The organism is Parahoeflea olei, from assembly GCF_001703635.1.
Classification (GTDB): domain Bacteria; phylum Pseudomonadota; class Alphaproteobacteria; order Rhizobiales; family Rhizobiaceae; genus Hoeflea; species Hoeflea olei.
In genome coordinates this window covers 621,377-641,498 of sequence record NZ_LQZT01000001.1, presented here as the reverse complement: position 1 = coordinate 641,498, position 20,122 = coordinate 621,377, and the positions used below count along the sequence as shown (strand labels likewise).

Annotated in this window: 20 protein-coding genes; 8 read left to right on the top strand and 12 right to left on the bottom strand. The window is 65.1% G+C overall.

All coding sequences use genetic code 11. The features are described from left to right. Positions 1-125: 125 nt before the first annotated feature. Positions 126-797 (bottom strand): GntR family transcriptional regulator, encoded by a 672-nt coding sequence (locus tag AWJ14_RS02960; RefSeq protein ID WP_280949299.1) that lies wholly within the window; start codon positions 795-797, stop codon positions 126-128. Between the two features lie 145 nt (positions 798-942). Here AWJ14_RS02960 and AWJ14_RS02955 point away from each other — a divergent pair, with 145 nt between their 5' ends. The 5 genes from AWJ14_RS02955 to AWJ14_RS02935 are packed head-to-tail and all read left to right on the top strand — an operon-like array spanning position 943 to position 5,625. Continuing rightward, positions 943-1,941, top strand: coding sequence for a hydroxyacid dehydrogenase (locus AWJ14_RS02955; RefSeq protein ID WP_066174687.1), 999 nt, complete (start codon positions 943-945; stop codon positions 1,939-1,941). An 8-nt stretch (positions 1,942-1,949) separates the two neighbouring features. Continuing rightward, positions 1,950-2,627 carry an RraA family protein gene (locus tag AWJ14_RS02950; protein WP_066174684.1) on the top strand — a complete coding sequence of 226 codons (678 nt, stop codon included), beginning with the start codon at positions 1,950-1,952 and terminating at the stop codon, positions 2,625-2,627. Positions 2,628-2,680: 53 nt separating this feature from the next. Beyond that, a complete protein-coding gene (locus tag AWJ14_RS02945) occupies positions 2,681-3,652 on the top strand; it encodes a tripartite tricarboxylate transporter substrate binding protein (protein WP_066174681.1) in 972 nt (323 codons plus the stop codon). 5 nt (positions 3,653-3,657) lie between these two features. Continuing rightward, positions 3,658-4,101, top strand: a complete 444-nt coding sequence (locus AWJ14_RS02940; RefSeq protein ID WP_066174678.1) for a tripartite tricarboxylate transporter TctB family protein — start codon at positions 3,658-3,660, stop codon at positions 4,099-4,101. Between the two features lie 18 nt (positions 4,102-4,119). Continuing rightward, on the top strand, positions 4,120-5,625 hold the full coding sequence (locus tag AWJ14_RS02935; protein WP_066174857.1) for a tripartite tricarboxylate transporter permease: 1,506 nt from the start codon (positions 4,120-4,122) through the stop codon (positions 5,623-5,625). 283 nt (positions 5,626-5,908) lie between these two features. On the opposite strand, the gene AWJ14_RS02930 is transcribed toward AWJ14_RS02935, so the two are convergent. From AWJ14_RS02930 to AWJ14_RS02890, 9 genes are all read right to left on the bottom strand, one after another. Next, positions 5,909-7,381, bottom strand: coding sequence for a chlorohydrolase family protein (locus AWJ14_RS02930; RefSeq protein WP_066174675.1), 1,473 nt, complete (start codon positions 7,379-7,381; stop codon positions 5,909-5,911). Next, the gene (locus AWJ14_RS02925) at positions 7,381-8,574 is read right to left on the bottom strand and encodes an amidohydrolase family protein (RefSeq protein WP_066174672.1); all 1,194 of its coding nucleotides are present in this window, start codon (positions 8,572-8,574) and stop codon (positions 7,381-7,383) included. The genes AWJ14_RS02930 and AWJ14_RS02925 overlap by 1 nt, the downstream gene beginning before the upstream one ends. Continuing rightward, the gene (locus AWJ14_RS02920; protein WP_066174669.1) at positions 8,571-9,296 is read right to left on the bottom strand and encodes an aspartate/glutamate racemase family protein; all 726 of its coding nucleotides are present in this window, start codon (positions 9,294-9,296) and stop codon (positions 8,571-8,573) included. Before AWJ14_RS02920 ends, AWJ14_RS02925 begins: the two co-directional genes overlap by 4 nt. After that, positions 9,296-9,949: a flavin reductase family protein gene (locus AWJ14_RS02915; protein ID WP_066174856.1), complete on the bottom strand. Its 654-nt coding sequence runs from the start codon at positions 9,947-9,949 to the stop codon at positions 9,296-9,298. Before AWJ14_RS02915 ends, AWJ14_RS02920 begins: the two co-directional genes overlap by 1 nt. Next, positions 9,949-10,968, bottom strand: coding sequence for an ABC transporter ATP-binding protein (locus tag AWJ14_RS02910; RefSeq protein ID WP_066174664.1), 1,020 nt, complete (start codon positions 10,966-10,968; stop codon positions 9,949-9,951). Before AWJ14_RS02910 ends, AWJ14_RS02915 begins: the two co-directional genes overlap by 1 nt. Next, positions 10,965-11,933, bottom strand: coding sequence for an ABC transporter ATP-binding protein (locus tag AWJ14_RS02905; RefSeq protein WP_066174661.1), 969 nt, complete (start codon positions 11,931-11,933; stop codon positions 10,965-10,967). Before AWJ14_RS02905 ends, AWJ14_RS02910 begins: the two co-directional genes overlap by 4 nt. A 5-nt stretch (positions 11,934-11,938) precedes the next feature. After that, positions 11,939-12,856 carry an ABC transporter permease gene (locus tag AWJ14_RS02900; RefSeq protein WP_066174851.1) on the bottom strand — a complete coding sequence of 306 codons (918 nt, stop codon included), beginning with the start codon at positions 12,854-12,856 and terminating at the stop codon, positions 11,939-11,941. Between the two features lie 13 nt (positions 12,857-12,869). Further along, the gene (locus AWJ14_RS02895) at positions 12,870-13,853 is read right to left on the bottom strand and encodes an ABC transporter permease (protein ID WP_066174658.1); all 984 of its coding nucleotides are present in this window, start codon (positions 13,851-13,853) and stop codon (positions 12,870-12,872) included. Positions 13,854-13,924: 71 nt separating this feature from the next. Then, positions 13,925-15,490: an ABC transporter substrate-binding protein gene (locus AWJ14_RS02890; protein WP_066174655.1), complete on the bottom strand. Its 1,566-nt coding sequence runs from the start codon at positions 15,488-15,490 to the stop codon at positions 13,925-13,927. 180 nt (positions 15,491-15,670) lie between these two features. On the opposite strand from AWJ14_RS02890, the gene AWJ14_RS02885 reads away from it, so the two are divergent. Together AWJ14_RS02885 and AWJ14_RS02880 are read left to right on the top strand one after the other, a co-directional pair. Then, complete coding sequence (locus tag AWJ14_RS02885) at positions 15,671-16,354, top strand: GntR family transcriptional regulator (protein WP_066174652.1); 684 nt, start codon at positions 15,671-15,673, stop codon at positions 16,352-16,354. Next, a complete protein-coding gene (locus tag AWJ14_RS02880) occupies positions 16,351-17,793 on the top strand; it encodes an amidohydrolase family protein (RefSeq protein ID WP_066174649.1) in 1,443 nt (480 codons plus the stop codon). The genes AWJ14_RS02885 and AWJ14_RS02880 overlap by 4 nt, the downstream gene beginning before the upstream one ends. A gap of 167 nt (positions 17,794-17,960) precedes the next feature. On the opposite strand, the gene AWJ14_RS02875 is transcribed toward AWJ14_RS02880, so the two are convergent. Both AWJ14_RS02875 and AWJ14_RS02870 read right to left on the bottom strand, forming a co-directional pair. After that, positions 17,961-18,551 carry an FMN-dependent NADH-azoreductase gene (locus tag AWJ14_RS02875; RefSeq protein WP_066174646.1) on the bottom strand — a complete coding sequence of 197 codons (591 nt, stop codon included), beginning with the start codon at positions 18,549-18,551 and terminating at the stop codon, positions 17,961-17,963. Between the two features lie 40 nt (positions 18,552-18,591). Beyond that, positions 18,592-19,074: a DMT family transporter gene (locus AWJ14_RS02870; protein WP_066174644.1), complete on the bottom strand. Its 483-nt coding sequence runs from the start codon at positions 19,072-19,074 to the stop codon at positions 18,592-18,594. Positions 19,075-19,100: 26 nt separating this feature from the next. On the opposite strand from AWJ14_RS02870, the gene AWJ14_RS02865 reads away from it, so the two are divergent. Beyond that, positions 19,101-20,087, top strand: coding sequence for a LysR substrate-binding domain-containing protein (locus tag AWJ14_RS02865; RefSeq protein WP_245304106.1), 987 nt, complete (start codon positions 19,101-19,103; stop codon positions 20,085-20,087). The last annotated feature ends 35 nt before the right edge of the window (positions 20,088-20,122 follow it).

Sequence of the window (20,122 nt, the reverse complement as noted above, 5' to 3'; positions counted from 1 at the left end):
GCGGTACGGAGCAAGGGCCTGGCTGACGGTGCCCCAATTCGCTGGCGATCCGTTCACCGGATAATCCGGATCGCTTGACGGCCTGTCTCCGCCGGTGCGGGCTAGGTCATCCGCGCGAGGCCTTCTCAGGCAGGCGCGTCGGTTCGTTCAAGCAGCAATGCCAGACGCTGGAACCGGCCGCGGCGCACATGCTGCCGTGCTGCTTCTTCCGCCGCCGCGCCGTCGCCGTTCTCGATCGCCTCATATATCGCGCGATGATCGTCGAGCGACCAGGCGTCGTAGTCGTAACGGCCCTTTGTCTCGCCGCGGATCATCTCGGCCGAGACCCGCAGGATCTCGGCCGTATGCTGGACATAGCGGTTGTTCGAGATTCGATAGATGCAGCGGTGGAAGCGATCGTTGATCGCGAGAAACTCGGTCTCGTTGTCCTGCCCCTTTTCCTGATCGGCAAGGATTGCCCGCAACTCGATCAGGTCTGCCGTCTGGGCGCGCTTGGCGGCAAGCCGGGCAGCCAGGCACTCGACCGCTTCGCGCATGTCGTAGATTTCCTCGGCGCGGGCGATGTCGATGGTGGCGACGATCATCCGTCCGCCGCCGGTGGTCGTCAGGAATCCTTCACTGAGCAGGCGCTGCAGGGCTTCGCGCGCGGGGGTGCGGCTGACATCGAACAGCTTGCACAGGCTTTGTTCGCTGACGCGTTCGGCCGGCGCAAGTGTGCCGTTGCGAAGAAGCTCACGCATCTTTGCGTATACAGCTTCACCCAGAGAGTCCTCTGTCTTGGAGTTGGAACTTGCCATCAACACCTCGGAAATCTGTGCCAAAGCGCACTCCCGGTTGGTTAGCATATCTTTTGCTGCCGGAACAAGCTTGACGCGTCCGATCCGTTCAGTATACGAAAATGAAAGTTAGAACGCTTTTTGCATACATTGGAAATTCGCCTGCATGTCCCGAACGGTCCTTGTCACCCGCACCCGGATTCACCCGGAAGCCGTCACGATGCTGAATGAAAACGGCTTCGAGTGCCTGTTCTCGCCGCCCTACGCATCCGGTGAAGAGGTCGTCCGCGTCGCACGCGAGGCGCGTGTCGATGCCATCATGGTGTCCCAGGGCCGGATCACCCGCGAGGTGATGGCCGCGTCGAGTGCCCTGAAGGTGGTCGTCAAGCACGGCAGCGGGGTCAACAACATCAATCTTGCCGCGGCCGAGGATCTGGGAATTCCGGTATACCGTGCCGTTGGCGCCAATGCGCGGTCGGTGGCCGAGCACGCCATCGCGCTGATGCTTTCGCTGCTCAAGTCCTTGCCGCACCTCGACAAGGCCACCAAGGGCGGTCAATGGCTGAAGTCCTCCTTCGTCGGCAGGGATATCAGGGGCGCCCGGCTGGCCCTTGTGGGCTTGGGAGAGATCGGACGTGAAGTCGCCACGCTGGCCAGGGGGCTTGGCATGGAAATCAGCGCCTTCGATCCCGGCTGCGATGCGGCGGCGCGCGAGGCGCTGGGCCGCGACGACATCAAGGTCGTGGACGCCATCGAGGACATGCTTGCCGACGCGGATGTCGTGTCCCTGCATTGCCCGCTCACGCCCGCCACCCACCATCTTGTCAACCGGAGCTTTCTGGCGCGGCTGAAGCCGGAAGCCGTCCTGGTCAACACCGCAAGGGGCGGGATCGTCGATGAAGAGGCGCTTGCCGAGGCCCTGTTCGCCGGCACGCTCGCCGGAGCCGGTATCGACAGCTTCGAGCAGGAGCCGCCAGCTCCGGATTTGGCACTCTGGGCTGCACCGAACCTGATCGTCTCCCCGCATGCTGCAGGTCTGACGCCCGGGGCGGAGCGCGCGATGGCGACAATGGCGGCGCAGCTGATCATTGATCATCTGGCGGGAAAACCGGTTCCGCCCAAGTTTCATGCAAAGGCCGCCGCGCTCGGCGGGCTTCAGGAGTAGGAAGTGGTATGACCGAAGGATTCCGCGTCAAGACAAACTGGGACAGGGTAAGCGAAGCCGAGGTGCGTCGCGCCAAGGGCATCCCGGTGTCCAACATCAGTGATGTGATGTCCCGTCACTTCGCGGCGCCGGCCGGTTTGCGTCCGATGCACCGCGCAGGTGTGATGGCCGGCCCCGCCCTGACCGTCAGTGTTCGCCCCGGCGACAATTTGATGCTGCACAAGGCGTTGCAGATGGTGCGGCCCGGCGAGGTGATCGTGGTCGATGCCGGCGGCGCGCTGGACAATGCGATCATGGGCGAGTTGATGCTGGCGCGCGGCGTGCATTCCGGCATCGCCGGTGTCGTCATTCACGGCGCGATCCGCGATGTCGAATCGATTGGCCAGCAGGATACGCCGGTCTTTGCCTGCGGCGTTTCCCACCGCGGTCCCTACAAGGACGGCCCCGGTGAGATCGGTCTGCCGATTACGCTTGGGACCATGGTCGTTGATCCAGGAGATCTGGTCGTCGGCGACCAGGACGGCGTGATCGTGCTTCCCCGCCTTTCCGCGGGCGAGATCCTGACGCGTGCCGAGAAGAAGCATGCCTCCGAGGAGGCGCAGCTTCAAAGCACGCTTGAAGGGGCATACCAGGGCGACTGGATCGACCAGACTCTCAATCGTCTGGGATGCGAATTTATCGACTGAGTTGGGCTGCGGCGCGACTGCCGTGGCTGGGTTCTTCACAATGGGAGGAAGAGATGCAAGTATTTACACGTAGTTTCAAGGCGATGCTGACGGCGGCAGCCTTGACGGCCGCGGCTGCCATGCCGGCTGCGGCGCAGGAGTTTCCGGGCGGACGGGGTATCGAATTCGTCGCCGGTTACGGGCCTGGCGGCGGGCATGACACCATGCTGCGGATGATGGCCAAGATCATCCAGTCCGACAAGATCGTCGATGCCAAGATCAATGTCGTCAACAAGCCCGGCGGGGCCGGCGCCACGTCACTGGGCTACCTGAACTCGCACAAGGGCGACGGACATTATCTGATGTCCGCGACGTCCTCCTTCATCACCACCCCGCTGACCACCGATGTCGGGCTGAACTACAAGGATTTCACCCCGATCGCCCGGCTGGGCATCGACCCGGTCATCATGGTCGTGTCGGCCAAGTCTCCGATCCAGTCGCTTGACGACGTGAAGAATGCCGACGGCGTTCTCAATATCGCAGGCGGCGGCCGTGGCCAGATCGAGAACATCGTGACGATCCTTCTCGGCGACAAGATGGACAAGACCTTCAACTTCATCCCGTTCCAGGGCGATGGCGAGGTCTCGACGGCGGTTCTCAGCGGTCAGGTCGATGCGGCCATGATCAATCCCGGCGCGATCAAGGAATTCATCGAGGCCGGTCGCGTGCGGGCCATCGCCATCTCCACGGATGAGCGGACGACGATGCTGCCCGATGTGCCCACGTTCAAGGAAAGCGGCTTCGATGTCGTCGCCGCCGTCTTCCGGGGCGTGGTTGCCGCGAAAGATATCTCTGAAGAAGAGAAGAGCTATCTGTCGAACATGGTCGAGAAGCTTCAGGCCACCGACGCCTGGAAGTCGCAGTATCTGGAGCCCAACGGCATTGTGCCGGGCTATCTCAGTCCCGATGATTTCGGCTCCTATCTCGAGCAGACGAACGAGCTGTACCGTTCGACCCTGGAGCGGCTCAACCTGCTGAAAGGGTGACTGAGGTGGAGAAAGGGATCCATTTGATCTTTTTGGGTTTGCTGACGGCTTTCGCCGTCAGCATCCTTGCCGGTTCGCAGGACCTGAAATTTGCCGACGAGTACTCGTTCGGACCCGGCTTCGTTCCTGTCGTCATCGCCACCCTGATGCTTGTTTGCTGCGTGATCCAGGCCATCAGGCTCGTGCGTGCCACGCCGGCGGAGGCCGCGGAGGATCGCAGCAAGCTGCCGCCCAACCTGGCAGGGCTGGCCCTGGCGATTGCCATAATCGGCTTCGGCGTCGCATCGATGTCCCTCGGTTCGGTCTTTGGTCCGGTGGCGGCGATCCTGCTGCTGATTTCCTGGGGTGTGACGCGGCATCCGCTGCCGATCTCGCTGTTCGTCAGCGCCTCCACCACGGCTCTCCTCTACCTGATCTTCTCGGTTTGGCTCGGCCTTCCCATCACTTGAGTTTCCATAGGTTTGCAGATGCTCGATTCGCTGTCCGAACTCTTTTCGGCCATGGCCCAGTTCGCGGCCCCGGCCAATCTGGTGATGATTTTTGCCGCCGGGCTGATCGGAACCGTGGTCGGCGCCTTGCCGGGGCTCGGTCCGTCCGCCGGGATTGCGCTGATGATGCCGCTCACATTCGGGATGGACCCGGTCGCCGGGTTGAGCCTGCTCACCGGCGTCTACATGGGAACCATGTATGGCGGCCGGCTTACCTCGATCCTGATCAACACGCCAGGCGACGCCCCAGCGATCGTGACCGCGATCGAGGGCTATCCGATGATGCAGCAGGGCAAGGGTGGCCTGGCCTTGGGCATCTCGGCGATCGCCTCCTTCATCGGCGGCCTGTTCGGCCTTGTGGTGCTGGTGCTGTTCGCCCCTGTGATTGCTGAATATGCCATCTTCCTGGGGCCGCCCGAATATTTCATGCTGATGCTGCTGGGCCTCAGCATGATCATCGTGCTTGCAGGCTCGGACCCGATCAAGGCACTCATCGCAACCTTCTTCGGCATCCTGATCAGCACGATCGGCAGCGATTACGTCTCCGGCAATGCGCGCTTCGTGATCATGCCGGAACTGATTGACGGCGTTGATTTCGTCGCCGTCATCATCGGGCTCTACGGCATCGGCGAAGTTCTGGCGGGGATAGAGGAGCGCGTTCGTCTGGAGATGGGCAAGCCCCGGTTCCGCTTCAGCGAATTTGTGCCCAACCGGGGCGAATTGCGCCAAAGCGCACTGCCGATCCTGCGCGGCTCGACCCTGGGCACGATGATCGGCGTCTTGCCCGGAGCCGGTGCCACGATCGCCACCTTCGTGTCCTATATCACCGAGCGCAAGCTGTCGAAGACGCCCGAGCGTTTCGGCAAGGGCGCGATCGAAGGATTGGCTTCACCGGAAGCCGCCAACAATGCGGCCGTTCCCGGCTCGCTGATCCCGCTTCTGGCCCTGGGCATTCCGGGCTCCGGCGGGACGGCCATCATGCTCGGTGCGCTGGTGATGTTCGGACTCAATCCCGGACCGATGCTGATGATCCAGTCCGCCGACATCGTCTGGGGGACGATCGCCGGGCTTGTGATCGCCAATTTCTTCCTGCTTCTGTCCAACATCATGCTGATCCCGATTTTCGTCAACGCGTTGCGGATCATCCAGAAGCATCTCAGCGCCATCGTTCTGGCCTTTTGCCTGGTCGGGGCCTTTGCAATCAATTACGGGCTGTTCGAGATCTGGGTAACCGCGATCTTCGGGATCATCGGCTACATGATGAAGCGCGCCGACTATCCGACGGGTCCGTTCATCCTGGCGCTCGTGCTCTCGCCGCTGGCCGAGAATTACCTGCGGCAGTCGATCATGCTGGGGCAGGGCGACTGGGGTATCTTCTTCGCCAAGCCGCTGACGATGAGCTTCACCACGCTCGTCCTCATGGTCATGGCCTTCGGTGTGATCAAGGCGCCGCTGATGGCCTTCTGGCGCCGCCGACGGGGCTGAGCCGCAAAGGCAGACAGAGCCCAAACCGCGTGCCTGCGCCCAAATGAGCCGCCGCCGGCGAGGAAGCGACAGGCGGGGGCAAAGCGGCAGGGGGGAGACTTGAGAGCCTGGGCGAAGGCCGCCGCCATGACGTGATCATGGCGGCGGCCTTCGCATGTCCGGGGGTGCCCGCTTCGGCGTTGGCCTTGAGCGCGGCGCTGCAAGGATCGCGATCCGAACCCTGCTGTACGATACCGCCGCAGGGTGCACGCGGCCGACCGCGGCCCTCCGGGCCGCCGTTCTGTCAGCGAAACGCCGGATAGGCGGAGGGGAAGATCTCTTCCACCGGCGGATGGCCCCAGGTGCGCTCGGGATATTTCTGCACCAACCCGTCGAACTGGCGTTGGGCCCGGGCGCGGGCTTCGACCCAGTCGAGACCGGCGACCTTGCCGTCGCGCATCGACAGCCGGCCGTCGACGAAGACGGCCTTTGTCACGCGGCCGGTCGCGCCGAGCACCAGGGTGCGAATCGGATCCACGCGCGGGGCCATCAGCGCATCGGCCATGTCGAAGATGGCGATGTCGGCCTTGGCGCCGGTCTCCAGGCGTCCGAGATCCGTCCGGCCGAGGGCTTTAGCGCCGCCGAGCGTTGCCGCGTCAAAGAGGTGTTCGGGCGCGGTCTCGGTCAGGCTGTCGCCTGCCATGCGCGCCATCATCACGCCCACGGCCATGTTCAGCACCATGTCGGGGGGCGCGGTGTCCGTGCCCATGCCGAATTTCACGCCCATGCGCCGGAGCCTGGCGAAAGACCGCAGCATCGTCCCGGAGCGGGCGAAGACCAGCGGGCAATGGGCGACGGTGACGCCGTGATCGGCGTAAAGACGCAGGTCCTCTTCGACCGCCCAGGTGGCGTGGGGGGCGATCAGGCGTTCGGTGAGCGCGCCGAAGCCTGCCAGCCAGCGGGGGGCGGTGGTTCCATGCAGCGCCTCAACGGTGTCGCGCTCCATCTGTCCCTGCGCCATGTGCAGGCGCACGGGGATCTCCATCTCGCGCGCGGCATCCATGGTGCGCGTGAGCAGCGTTTCGGTGCAGGTTTCCACCCTGTCGGGTGCCAGCATGCCCTGCACCAGCCCCTCGAAGCGGCCGGCCTGCGCCCGGATGAAGGCGAGCGCGTCGTCAAGTCCCTTGAGCCCGCGCGCTTCGTCAAACCGGGGTTCGAGCACGCCCGGTGCGGTGCAGACCATGCCGCCCGCGCGGTAAGCGGGGCCGAGCCAGACACGCAGGCCCAGTTCGCCCGCGGCCTCTGCCGCCGCCTCGAACTCGGCTGCGGTTTCGCCCCATTCGCGGTAGAACAGCGAGGCGATCGGCAGGGCCGAGGTCACGCCGTTGCAGAGCAGCTGCGCGAAGCTGAACCGCTTCTGGAAGGCGAGTTCGTCCGGCGCGTACATCTCGTAGGGACCGCGGTCGATATAGGTTTGCGGCCAGACCCGGCCCTTGGCCCAGGCCGGCCCGCAATCGGCGCCAAGCGTCGTGGTATCAAGGTCCGAGAGCGCATCGAGGTCGATGAAGCCCGGCGAGACGAGCACTTCGCCGAGGTCCATGCGGCGGGCGACCTCGCCTTCAAAGCGCGGCCCGACATAGACAACGCGGTCGCGCTCGATAACGATCTCGCCGTTTTCCAGCAGCCGATGGCCACCCTCCTGATGGGCAACGATGAACCGGGCCTTCAAGGCGGTGCGGCCCTCCGGGCGGACGCCCAGGGTCAACTCATCAAGCATCAGGGCATCTCCCGTGTCGGTTTTCCATCGCGGCCGGTGATCTTGCCTGCCTTGACGGTCAGCAGCACCGGGCCGCCGGTGGCGACGGCTTCGGCAAGCGTCGATCCCGGTAGCAGGGCCAGGTCGGCATTGCATCCCGGCGTCAGACCGTGTCCGGCCACGCCCATGACCTCGGCGCCGCCGGTCGAACAGACCGCCAGCGCCAGCGCGAGGTCCGCGTCGGAGCGCATGTTGTTCTTGAGCGCGACGATCCGCGCCCGGTCCAGCATGTCGGGGCGGTTCCACGGATTCCAGGTGTCGAGCACACCGTCGCTGCCGGCGCCCATGCGGATTCCGGCGCTAAGCGCCCGCTTCACCGCCGGCACTTCACGCGAAGGCGCGCCGGTGGTCAGGATGGCCACGTCCTGATCGGCAAGGGCTGAGAGCAGGGCTTCCGTGCGGTTCCAGTCGGGCATGCCGAGGCAGAAGGCGTGGCTGATGGCGACCTTGCCTTTCATCCCCAGCGCGCGCGTCCGCTCCAGGATCAGTTCCATCGAGAACGCGCCGAGGTCTCCGCCTTCGTGCAGGTGGATGTCGATGCCCTTGCCATGCCTGTCGGCAAGTCCAAAGATCGTGTCGAGATGGCCCTTGGGATCGCGGTCGATGCCGCAGGGGTCGAGCCCGCCCACAAGGTCCGCCCCGAGCTCCATGGCCTTGTCCAAAAGCTCCGCCGTTCCGGGGCGGATCATCAGGCCGGACTGGGGAAAGGCCACGATCTCGATGTCAACGACATCGCGCAGCGCCGCGCGGGTCTCGATCACGCCTTCAATCGCGGCCAGGCCGTTATCGGTGTCGACATCGACATGGCTGCGGATATGGGTGATGCCGTTGCCGGCCAGCGCCAGGGCATGCCGCATCGACTGGCGCGCCGGGTCGAGGCCGAGCCGCACGCGTTCGGCGCGCTCGTTGTCGATCATCGCGCGCAGATCGGTGCCGACGGCATTCTCGTACCAGCCCATTCCCATCAGCGTCTTGTCGATATGGGTGTGGGCTTCCACCAGCCCGGGCACTGCGATGGCGCCGTGCGCATCCTCCACCGCGACGCCGGGCGCCTCGATCCCGGAGGCGATGGTGTCGATGTGTCCGTTGCGGATCAGCATATCGGTGGGGGCGGCGCCCATGGGGCGCAGGTTGCGGATCAGAAGGTCGGTCATGCAGCCTCCGGGGCAAAGCCGCCCGCCTTGTGGTTGGGCCAGGCGTAGCTGCCGAGCTTGGAGGTGCGATAACCCATGCCGATCAGCGCCTCGGCCTGCCGCACCGCGGCGGTGACGCCGTCGATCACGGGAACCCCGGTTTCCTGTGTCAGTCGTTCGCAGAGTTCGGCCATGCCGGCACAGCCGAGCACCACCGCCTCTGCGCCCTCTTCGCGGCGGGCTGCGTGAATTTCGGCCGCGATCAGCGCATGGGAGCGGTCCATGTCCTCCTCCAGCGCCAGCACCGGAAGATCGATCGCGCGCACCCGGCGGCAGCGGCGGCCCGCGCCATAGGCGTCGGCAAGATCCTCGATGATCGGCACCGAGCGCGGCAGCGTGGTGACGATCGAGAACCGCGAGGACAGCGTCACCGCCACCTGCAGGGCCGCCTGGCAGATGCCGATCACCGGGGTGGCCGCCACTTCGCGCGCGGCGCTCAGGCCCGGGTCGTCGAAACAGGCAATCACATGGGCCATCGCGCCGCGGGCCTCGGCGGCGCGGATCGCGGCAAGCATCGGCGGCACGGCCAGGGCTTCGTCGGCATAGCCTTCGATCGAGCTGGGCGTTCCGGTCGCGGTGACGAGGTCGATCGTGGTGCCCGCGCTCGCCGCGCGGGTCGCTGCCCGGCCGATCTGGGCGGTCATGGACGCGGTGGAATTGGGATTGATGACGTGAATGCGCATTAGGTGGTCTTCTCCGCCGGCGGAGTGAGCTGGGCTGCTTCCCAGGCTGCGGCCCCGTCGGGTTTCTTCAGTTCGAATTGGCGGTCGGCGACGATGTAGTTGTCGGCGTGAAGCCGGGCGACGGGCTGGTAGACCTCCGGGTTCACGTAGCGTCCGGCAGCGTCGAGGCAGTCGTCGCGAACGGTCATTTCCACCACTTCGCCGAGGATGATTGCCCGGCGCGGATAATCGATGATGCGCTCCACCCGGCATTCCATCGCGCACGGCGTGGAGGTAAGGTAACGGGCGTCGATCTGGCGGCAGGCTTCCGTCTCAAGCCCCGCGAAGGCGGGCTCGTCCACGTCGCGGGCGAAATTGACGCCGCACAGGATCATCGCCTCGGCGATCGGCATGTCGACCATGTTGACGCAGAATTCCTGGGTCCGGCGGATATTGACCAGGGTGTCCTTCTCATTGCCGTCGGCCCGGGTCTGGATGCCGAGGATGACGATCGGCGGGTCCTGCGAGAAGACGTTGAAGAAGCTCATCGGCGCCGCGTTGTTGTGGCCGGCTTCCGAGCGGGTGGTGACCAGCGCGATCGGCCGGGGACCGACGAAGTTTGTGAGCAGGCGATAGCGGTCCTGCGGGGGCAGGCGGGTAAAATCGAAGTCCATCATCCGACCTTTCTGAGTTGCGGGGCGCCGGCGCGGCCTTCCTCGACGGCATGGCAGCGCACCCGGGCCGGGCCCTGTTGCAGCATGGCCGGGGTTTCCGCGCGGCAGCGGTCGTTGGCGAGCGGACAGCGCGGATTGAAATGGCAACCGGCGGGCGGCGTCACCGGATTGGGCACCTCGCCCATGGGGCGGGCGGCGTCACGATGAGCCATCGAGATGTCCGGCACCGTTTCGAGCAGGAGCCGGGTATAGGGGTGCTGCGGATTGGCGAAAATCTCCGCCGCCGGCGCGAGTTCCACGATGCGGCCCAGATACATCACCCCGATATGGTCGGAGATGTAATTCACCACCGCCAGGTCGTGGCTGATGAACACATAGGTGAGCCCGAGCTCCCTTTGCAGCTCGCGCATCAGGTTGAGGATCTGCGCCTGAACAGATACATCGAGCGCCGAGGTGGGCTCGTCGCAGACGAGGAATTCCGGCTTGGTCGAGATCGCCCGGGCGATCGAGATACGCTGCCGCTGGCCACCGGAAAACTCGTGCGGGAATTTTTCGCCGTCGGCGGCCGAAAGCCCGACGAATTCGAGCAGCCGGTCCACCTCCTTGCGACGCTCCACCGGATCGGGGTGGGTGCCGAAATGCTTCATCGGCTCGGCGATGATGCGAGCCACGCGCCAGCGCGGATTGAGGCTGGCATAGGGATCCTGGAAGATCATCTGCATCCGTCGCCGGATGTCCGGCGGCGAACCGGCCGGCGCGTTTGCCAGTTCGGCCCCGTCGAAGCGGATGCTGCCCGCGGTCGGGCGTGCAAGCCCCATCAAAAGCTTGGCGACGGTCGACTTGCCGCAGCCGCTTTCGCCGACAAGGCTCAGCGTCGTTCCACGCACGACCGACAGGTCGACGCCGTCCACCGCCTGGACCGATTGGCGCTTGCCGCCCGCGAGCATGCGGTTGATGAAGGGCATCGGCAGATCGAAGCTCTTCTTCAGGCCCGATATCTGGAGAAGTGGCTCGGTCATGCGGGGACCTCCTCGGTCAGGTGACAGGCGACGGAGCGGGTCAGTGTGCCTCTGGGTTCGGGCCGCTCGCGGGTGCAGATCTCCATCCGGTGCGGACAGCGCGGGGCAAACGCGCAGCCCTCGGGGCGGGCGTGCGGGCGCGGCATCGCGCCTTCGATCTGCGGAAGCGTCTCGGGACGTTCGCCGATCCGCGGAATGGAAGCCATCAGGCCGCTGGTATAGGGATGTTTCGGTGCTGTCAGCACGTCGGCAACCTCGCCGATCTCGACGATCCGGCCCGCATACATCACGGCGACCCGGTCCGCCGTCTCCGCGATCACACCCATGTCGTGGGTGACGAGGATGACCGCCACCCCGGTCTCCCGGGCGAGCTTGCGCAGAAGCGCGATGATCTGGGCCTGGACGCTCACGTCGAGCGCGGTGGTGGGCTCGTCGGCAATCACCAATTGCGGTTCGGCGCAGAGCGCGAGCGCGATGACGACGCGCTGGCGCATGCCGCCCGAATACTGGTGCGGATAGGTGTCGATCCGGGCCTCGGGCGCGGGAATGCCGACGCGGCGCAGCCAGTCGATTGCCCGTTCCCGCGCCTGGGACCTGGGCAGCCTGAGATGCGTCTGGATGGTTTCGATCAGCTGTTCGCCGACCGTCAGCACCGGATTGAGGCTCGTCAGCGGATCCTGGAAGATCGCGCCGATCCGGCGTCCGCGGAGGCGGCGCATGGCTTCGGGGCGCAGGTTGTCGATGCGCTCACCCTCGAGCCTGATCTCGCCCTTGGCGATGCGGCCGGGCGGTTCGATCAGGCCGATGATGGCAGCGCCCGTCATCGACTTGCCGGCGCCGCTTTCGCCGACCATGCCGAGGATTTCGCCTGCGGACACCGAAAGCGAGACGTCCTCGATGGCGTTGATCGTGCCGCGTCGACCGGGGAAGCAGACCGTCAGATTTTCAACCGTCAGAATTGTCATGGGGCTTACCTCAGTTTCGGGTTGAGCGCATCGCGCAACCAGTCGCCAAGCACGTTGACGGCAAGCACGAGCACGACCAGCACGACAGACGGGAAGATCACCACCCACCAGATGCCCGAGAACAGGTACTCGTTGCCGATGCGGATCAGCGTGCCAAGCGAAGGCTGGGTCGCCGGCATGCCGACGCCGAGGAACGACAGGGTGGCTTCGGTCAACACGGCCATGCCGAGATTGATGGTGGCGATGACCAGAACAGGGCCGAGCACGTTGGGCAGGATGTGATGGATCATGATGCCCGCGCCCGAGACGCCGTTGATGCGGGCGGCCTGCACATATTCCTTGTGCCGCTCCACCATGGTCGAGCCGCGCACGGTGCGGGCATATTGCACCCAGTTGGTGAGGCCGATGGCGAGGATCATCACCCAGATCGCCGCATCGGCATGGCGTTCGGGCGGGAGCACGCCGCGAGCGATGCCGTTGACCAGCAGCGCCACCAGAATGGCGGGGAAGCTCAGAAGGATATCGGCGACCCGCATGATCGCGCCGTCGACCACGCCGCCGACAAAGCCGCCGAGCAGGCCGAGCGACACGCCGAGCGCGGCCGCAAGCGCGACGCTCGCGAAGCCCACGATCAGCGACAGGCGCAGCCCGTAGAGGATCGAGGAATAGACGTCGCGGGCCTGCTGGTCGGTGCCGAGCAGATAGCGCGGGTCGCCGCCATCGATCCAGGACGGCGGCAGTTCGCTGTCGAGCAGGAACAGCTGCGAGATGTCATAGGGGTTCTGGGTCGCGAGCACCGGTGCGAGCAAGGCGGCGGCAAAGAGCAGCACAAGGATCAGGCTCGAGATCCGGGCCGACCAGGAGGTGCGGAAGCTCCAGGCGATGTCGCTGTTGAAGGCGCGGGAAAGGCTTGAGGTTGTCATGGCGTTCCCCCGGTCAATGCGCGGCACGCGCGCCATCGACGCGCAGCCGCGGGTCGAGCACCGCATAGAGCAGGTCGACGGTTGTGTTGATGACGACGAAGATCAAGCTGACCAGCACCAGATAGGCGGCCATCACCGGCACGTCGCCGAAGCTGACGGCCTGGATGAAAAGCGCTCCCATGCCGGGCCACTGGAACACGGTCTCGGTGACGATGGCGAAGGCGATCAGGCCGCCGAGCTGCAGGCCGAAAATGGTGATGACCGGAATGAGCGTGTTCTTGAGCGCATGCCTAAAATGGATCGACCGGTTGGTAAGTCCCCGTGCGCGGGCGAACTTGATGTAGTCGGTGCGCAGCACCTCCATCATTTCCGCCCGTACGAGCCGCATGATCAGCGTGAGCTGGAACAGGCAGAGCATGACTGAGGGCAGCACCAAAGCCTTGAGCCCGGAGAGCGTGAGAAAGCCCGTCGACCACCAGCCGATATCGACCACCGTTCCGCGTCCAAAGGAGGGCAGCCAGCCGAGCCAGACCGAGAAGACGAGGATCAGCAGGATGCCGGTCACGAAGGTTGGCAACGAAATGCCGATCAGCGAGAAGAATTGCAGCGTCTGGGTGGAGAAACTGTGCGGCCTGAGTGCGGTCAGGATGCCCAAGGGTATGCCGAGCAAGAGCGACAGCCCGGCGGCGACCAGCACGAGCTCCGCGGTCGCGGGAAAGCGTTCGGCGAGCAGGGTCGAGACCGGGCGGGCATTGCGCCAGGAGAGGCCGAAATCACCGGTGGCGGCGCGGGCGACGAAGCGCCCGTACTGCACCCAGAGTGGCTGGTCGAGTCCCAGGCGCTCGCGCACCGCGTCGCGCTCCTCCACGGTGGCGTTTTCGGCTACCAGCGAATTCACCGGATCGCCCATGAAGCGGAACATCATGAAGGCGATCAGTGCGACCGCGAGCATCACGAAAATCGACTGGATGATTCGGCGGATCAGAAAGCCGAGCATGTCCGGGTCCTCCCTGGCAGCTGGATGAAGACAAGAAGGGGCCGGAGCAAAGCGTTCCGGCCCCGTTCAGATCACTTGGTGATCTTGGCGTACCAGAGGCGGACCAGATCGTCGGCGGCCTGCGGGATTTCCACGCTGTCGCGAGCGGCCCAGGACAGCGGCTGCTGGTGCAGCGGCAGCCACGGAATGTCGGCCTTGGCCAGCATCAGCGCTTCCTGCATCATCGCCAGGCGCTTTTCCTCGTCGATCTCGGTGGCGACGGCGTGCGTCAGCTCGTCGACCTTCGGGTTGGAATAGCCCTTCGGCGTGAAGGTGCCGTATTCGCCGCCGGGTGTTGCCAGCATGGCCGAGAGCACGGAGAAGCCGTCGAGCATCGGCAGAGTGGCCCAGCCGAGCATGAACACGTCGACCTGGTGGTTGTCGACCTTCTGGAAGTGCATCTGGCGGGGCTCGGTCACCAGACGCGGCTGGAAGCCGCCCTGGGCCAGCATCGCGGCCATAGCCTGACAGATGCCCTCGTCGTTGACATAGCGGTCATTGGGGCAGTTCAGGTTGAAGGCGAAACCCTCGGGGTAGCCGGCTTCGGCGAGCAGCGCCTTGGACTTCTCCGGATCATAGGGGAGCCGCTCGTCCATGGCTTCGGTAAAGCCCTTCACTTCCGGCGCGATCAGCGAGCCGGTGACGCGCGACTTGCCGCGCATGATCCGGTCGCGGATCAGGTCCATGTTGATGGCGTGATACATCGCCTGGCGGACCTTGAGGTCCTTGAGCGGGTTGCCTTCGACATTGCCGTCGACAAGCTCGTCACCCATGTTGATGCCCATCATGATGCTGCGAAGGCCCGGGTTCTGCAGCATGTGCACGCCCTCGGTCCCGTCGATGCGGTCGGCGTCCTGGAGCGGCGCGGGTTCGATCAGGTCGATCTCGCCGGACAGGAGCGCTGCCACGCGGGTGGCGTCGGAGCCGATCGGCGTGTGCTCGATGCGGGTCAGGTTGTGCTGCGGCGTATCCCACCAGCCTTCATAGTTGACGAGCACGTTGAGCGCGTCGGGGCGGCGGCTTTCGAGCTTGAAGGGACCGGTGCCGTTGGCATTGTTGGTGGTGTAGCCTTCCTCGCCCTGGCTCGCGTCGATCGGCGCAACCGCATTGTGTTCCTCGAGCCAACCCTTGTCCATGATGAAGATGTTGGTGAGGTAGTTGTTGAGAAGCGGCGTGGGACCTTCGAGAATGAGGTCGACGGTCAGGTCGTCGACGATCTCGACCGCCTTCAGGCCGGGGAGGTTGCCGCGCAGCGGCGATTTCGGATCGACCGCGCGCATCAGCGAGACCTGCACATCGTCGGCGCCGAAGTCCTGGCCGCCCTGGAACTTCACGCCTTCGCGCAGCTTGAAGCGCACGCGGGTGGGCTCGATCACTTCCCAGCTTGTGGCCAGCGCCGGCTCGACCTTGAGATCGGCATTGTAGCGGACCAGCGGTTCGTAGATGTGATGGGTAAAGATATTGGTGAAACTGTCGGTCACCGCATGCGGGTCAAGCCCGTAGACATCCCGCGCCGTGGCATAGCGCAGGGTTTCCGCGGAAGCGCCGGTGGCCGCGATGGTCGCGGCGACGGCTGTCATGGCAAGGTGGCGAAGCATCTGTGAGTTCCCTTTTTTGTTCGATTGGCCCAAAGAATTGACGGGTATCAGGACCGCGACGCCTTATTGCAAACACGATAGACGCGGATTGTCTACAAAATAAATTGCTTGTGACAACATTATTGTTGACGTAATTTTAGGCAGATTGGAGATTAAGTGTTCATCGAGGGATTGAGCTGAATGTCTGAGACAGAAACGAGCGACGCACCGCAGGTGGAGATCTACAACCGCATCTGGTTGTCGATCGCCGAACGCAAGCTGAAGCCGGGGACGCGTCTGAAGGAAGAACAGCTGGCGGAGATCTTCTCGGTGAGCCGGGCGCGCGTGCGCGCGGCGCTCACCGCGCTCGAGCATGACGGTCTGGTCACGCTGGTGCCGCATCGCGGCGCCTTCGTCTCTCAGCCTTCGATCGAGGAAGCGCGGGACATCTTCTTTTCTCGCCGCACGATCGAGCGCAGTCTCCTCGCTCGGCTCTGCCAAGCGGCTGATTCCGAAGCGATCGCGCGCCTGGAGGCGCATGTCGAGGAGGAGCAGCAGGCCAGGGCCACGGGCGACACCAAGGCCACGATCCTGTTGTCGGGCGGCTTCCATCTGCTGATCGGCGAACTCGCCGGATCGCCCTATCTCTGGGACGTGCTGCGCGACCTCGTCTCGCGCACCTCGCTGATCATCGCGATGTACCAGACCCGCAAGCAGGCCGAATGCGGACCTGACGAACATGCCGAAATGGTCGAAGCGATCAAGGCTGGCGACAGCGAGCGGGCGCAACTTCTGATGGACCATCATCTCGACCATCTGGAAGGCCAGCTCGATCTTGACGAAGATGCGGATTCTTCCGCCGACCTTAAGGACCTCCTCGCATGAATGTGTTGCATGACTTGCTGGTTCGCTGCGCCAGCATCGTTACCGTCGATGCCGACCGGCGCGTGATCGAGAACGGATGGATCGCCATCGATGCGGACCGGATTTCCGCCATCGGCACCGGCCAGGCGCCGGAGGCACGGCGGATCATCGAGCGGCCGGGCCTGATCGCCCTGCCGGGGCTGATCGATGCCCATTCCCATTCCGGTCACGGGCTGGTGCGCGCGGCCGGCGACGGGGACGGCGACCTGTGGTTCCGGATCTGCGAGGAAATCTATGCCGGAGTCGCCACCCCCGCCTTCTGGCGGGCAGAGGCGCGGCTCGCCCAGTTGGAGCGGCTGATGGGCGGGGTGACGACCGCCGTGTCGCTGCTCGGCGGCGGCGCGGACGTGATGCGCACCGACACGCCGGAAGCGGGCGATGCCCACAGTGCGGCGACGATCGAGTCAGGCCTGCGGACCTTCATGGCCGTGGGGCCGGGGCGTTTGCCCTTCCCCAAGCAGTTCGGCCCGGAGCGCCGGCCGGTCAGCTTCGATGAGCAGATGGAGGTCTGCGCCGAGCTGATCTCCCGGCATGACGACATTCTCGGCCGCCGTACCGGCGTTGCCCTGATCCTGCCGGTCTATGCGCCGCCGCACATGGAGCAGAACGGTGCGGAGATCCGCCGGATGTCGGGCGCCATGCGGGCCTTGCAGGACCGGACAGGGACATTGTTCACCCAGGACGGGCACCGGACCGGCACCATTGCGCTGGCGCAGGAGCTGGGGCTGTTGTCGCCGCTTGCGGCCCTTGGGCACAGCATCGATCTCAACGAAGCGGATTTCGCGGCCCTCGTCGCAACCGGGGCATCGATCATCCACAATCCGTCCGCGATCATGTCGATCAACGGGCGCTGTCCGGTCCCGGAACTGATCGAGGCCGGTGTCACCGTTTGTCTGGGCTCGGATGCCGGCGCGCCGGACCGTGGCTTCGACATGTTCCGGCACATGGCGCAGGCGATGCACTATCATCGCCGTCACTTCCGCGATCCCGCGGTGCTGCCGGAAGGCAAGACGCTGGAACTGTGCACCATCGACAGCGCCAGGGCGCTCGGGGTCTCGGACCACCTCGGTTCGCTGGAAGTGGGGAAGAAGGCCGATATCGTGCTACTAGACGGGCGCAAACCGCATCTGTGGCCGCCGGTGATGGCGCTGAACCGGATCACCCATTTTGCCAATGCCGCCGATGTCGACACCGTCATCGTCGATGGGCGCATCCTGATGGAGGAGCGCAAGGTTCCGCATCTCGATCTCGGTGAGGTGCTTGCGGAGGCGGAAGCCGAGGCGGATCGCGCATTCGCCGCCTGCGGGCGGCAGGACGCAAGGCAGGAATCGCCCGAAATCTGGAACCAGGCACGGCGGCTGGCGGGTGCCTACCGCGTGGCGGGGTCCGAGGGCGACTGACAGCCTGGCGGCCGGCCAGGGAGGTGCGCCCTGGGGCGCACCGTCAAACTGCAATCCGGCGCTACGCCCACAGTGCTCGTGTTCGCCGGCCTGCCTTGATGAGGGCAGGCGGTCCGCAGCTGTTCATCGGGTTGCTGCGGCGCTGCCTATTGCATGCGCCGTCGCAGTCAGCAGGGCGCGAGGGTCGAGATCGCCTCAAGAGCGGCCTGCCTGCTGCTTTCCCGCTCTGCGTCGCTGACGGAGAGACCGTCGGCGGCGATCACCTCGAGCCGTGTCACGCCGATGAAAGCGAACATCGCGCGAAGATAGGCTTCGGCGTGTTCCGACGAGGCCAGCCCGATGCCCTGCCGGTAATGACCGCCGCGCGCCACGGTGAGGATGATCCGCTTGTCCCGAGCCAGGCCTTCCGGGCCATGAGCGCTATAGCGAAACGTCTTTCCCGCGATCACGATCCGGTCGATCCATGCCTTGAGCTGGCTGGAAATGGTGAGGTTGTAGAGCGCGACACCGATGACGACGACATCGGCGTTGATGAATTCCTCCAGAACCCGGCTGCCCAGGGCGATGTCTTCGATGACGGCAGGGGCGGATGTGAGGTGGTCACCGGTCAGATGCGGCAGCGGATCGGCGACCAGATCGCGGTGGATGACTTCCAGTGCCGGATCGTGCTCCCGCAATCTCTCGACGGCCGCCCTGGACAGCGTTCGGCTCACGGATCGGGCGCCGAGAATGCTGGAGTCGATGTGAAGCAGTTTCATGGTTTGACCTTTCTGGAAGAGGGGAGCGCGTGTCGGGCGGTTACGAACCGGCGGGCGGCTTCAGTCCCAGCGCCTGCAACTGCATCACGATCAGCCCGAGGAAGATCAGGCCAAGGCCGGCCAGGCGGGACCATGAGACGGATTTTTGCGGCAGGCCGACAAGGCCCCACTGGTCGATGAGGATCGACGCCAGCATCTGCCCGGCGATGACGGCGATGATGAAGCCGGCCGCGCCGAGCTTCGGCGCCAGCATCAGCGCGCCGGTGATGTAGACGACGCCGACCACGCCGCCGATCCAGATCCAGCGCGGCGCCTGGGCCAGGTTGGAAAGCGTCGGCGCCTGGACCTTGGCCAACAGCATGACGGGCACGATGCAGGCGAAGCTGACGCACAGGGAGACGAGCGTGCCCCACAGCGGATGGCCGAGCGTCCGGCCCAGCGCCGCATTGGCGCCGGCTTGGAAGGGAACGACCGCCCCGGTGACGATGGCGGCAAGGATGAGGAAAAGCGCGTTTGTTTGCATGGTGAACAACCTCCGTTGCGCACCAGATGCGTTATCTGTTTTGTAAATGGAAATTCCGATATAGCATCTACGGCATGCAGAATGTGAATAATCTCCGCGGCATCGACCTCAATCTGCTCGTGGTGCTCGATGCCCTGCTGGCCGAGCGGCATGTGTCGCGCACGGCCACCCGGTTGAACATGAGCCAGCCCGCCGTCAGCCATGCGCTCGCGCGGCTGCGGCTGCTGTTCGATGATCCCTTGCTGATCCGCCGCGGCGGACAGCTGGTCGCGAGTGCCCGGGCGCTCGAGATCGCGCCAGCGCTGAGCGAAGCCCTGCGGCAGATGCGGGAGGTTCTCGGCCCGGGCGGCTTCGTGGCCGCGCAGGAAAAGCGGACATTCCGTCTGGCCATGTCGGATTACGGCTCGGCGGTCTTCCTTCCCGGGCTGACGAGGTTGCTGCGTCTCAAGGCGCCGGGCATCGACCTGGTCATCACTCAATCGAGCCGGGAAGCGATGCTCCGGCAGGTGCTGGACGGGGACTGCGATCTGGCCTTGGGCGTCTTCCCCGATCTTCCCGAGCGGCTTGAAGTCGGGCGACTGACTGTCGAGCACTTCGCCTGCCTGGCGGACCGGGAGAGGATGTCGGGCAGGGAGTGGCTCGATATCGAGGCCTATCTGTCGCGGCCCCATGTTCTCGTGGCGATGAAAGATGGTGCCAACACCGAGATCGACACGGCCCTGCGCATGATCGGCCATCGGCGCCGCATCGCGGTCACACTGCCGCATTGGGGCAATGCGCCCCGGCTGATACAAGGCACCGATCTGGTCCTGACCGTCGCGCGCAATGCGCTTGTCGCCTACGAGAACGATCCGTCGCTCATCGTCTTCGAGCCGCCGTTCGAAATCCCGCCCTTTGCCTTCGTCCAGGTCTGGCATGAACGACGCGGTGGCGATCCCGCCCATGCGTGGCTGCGCAGCGCCGTTGCGGACGTCGCGAAGGGGCTCCGGCAATCAGCGCTCCCGCCCCCGTGAACGGGCGTAGGGCATGGTCGGCGGATTTTGCCGTC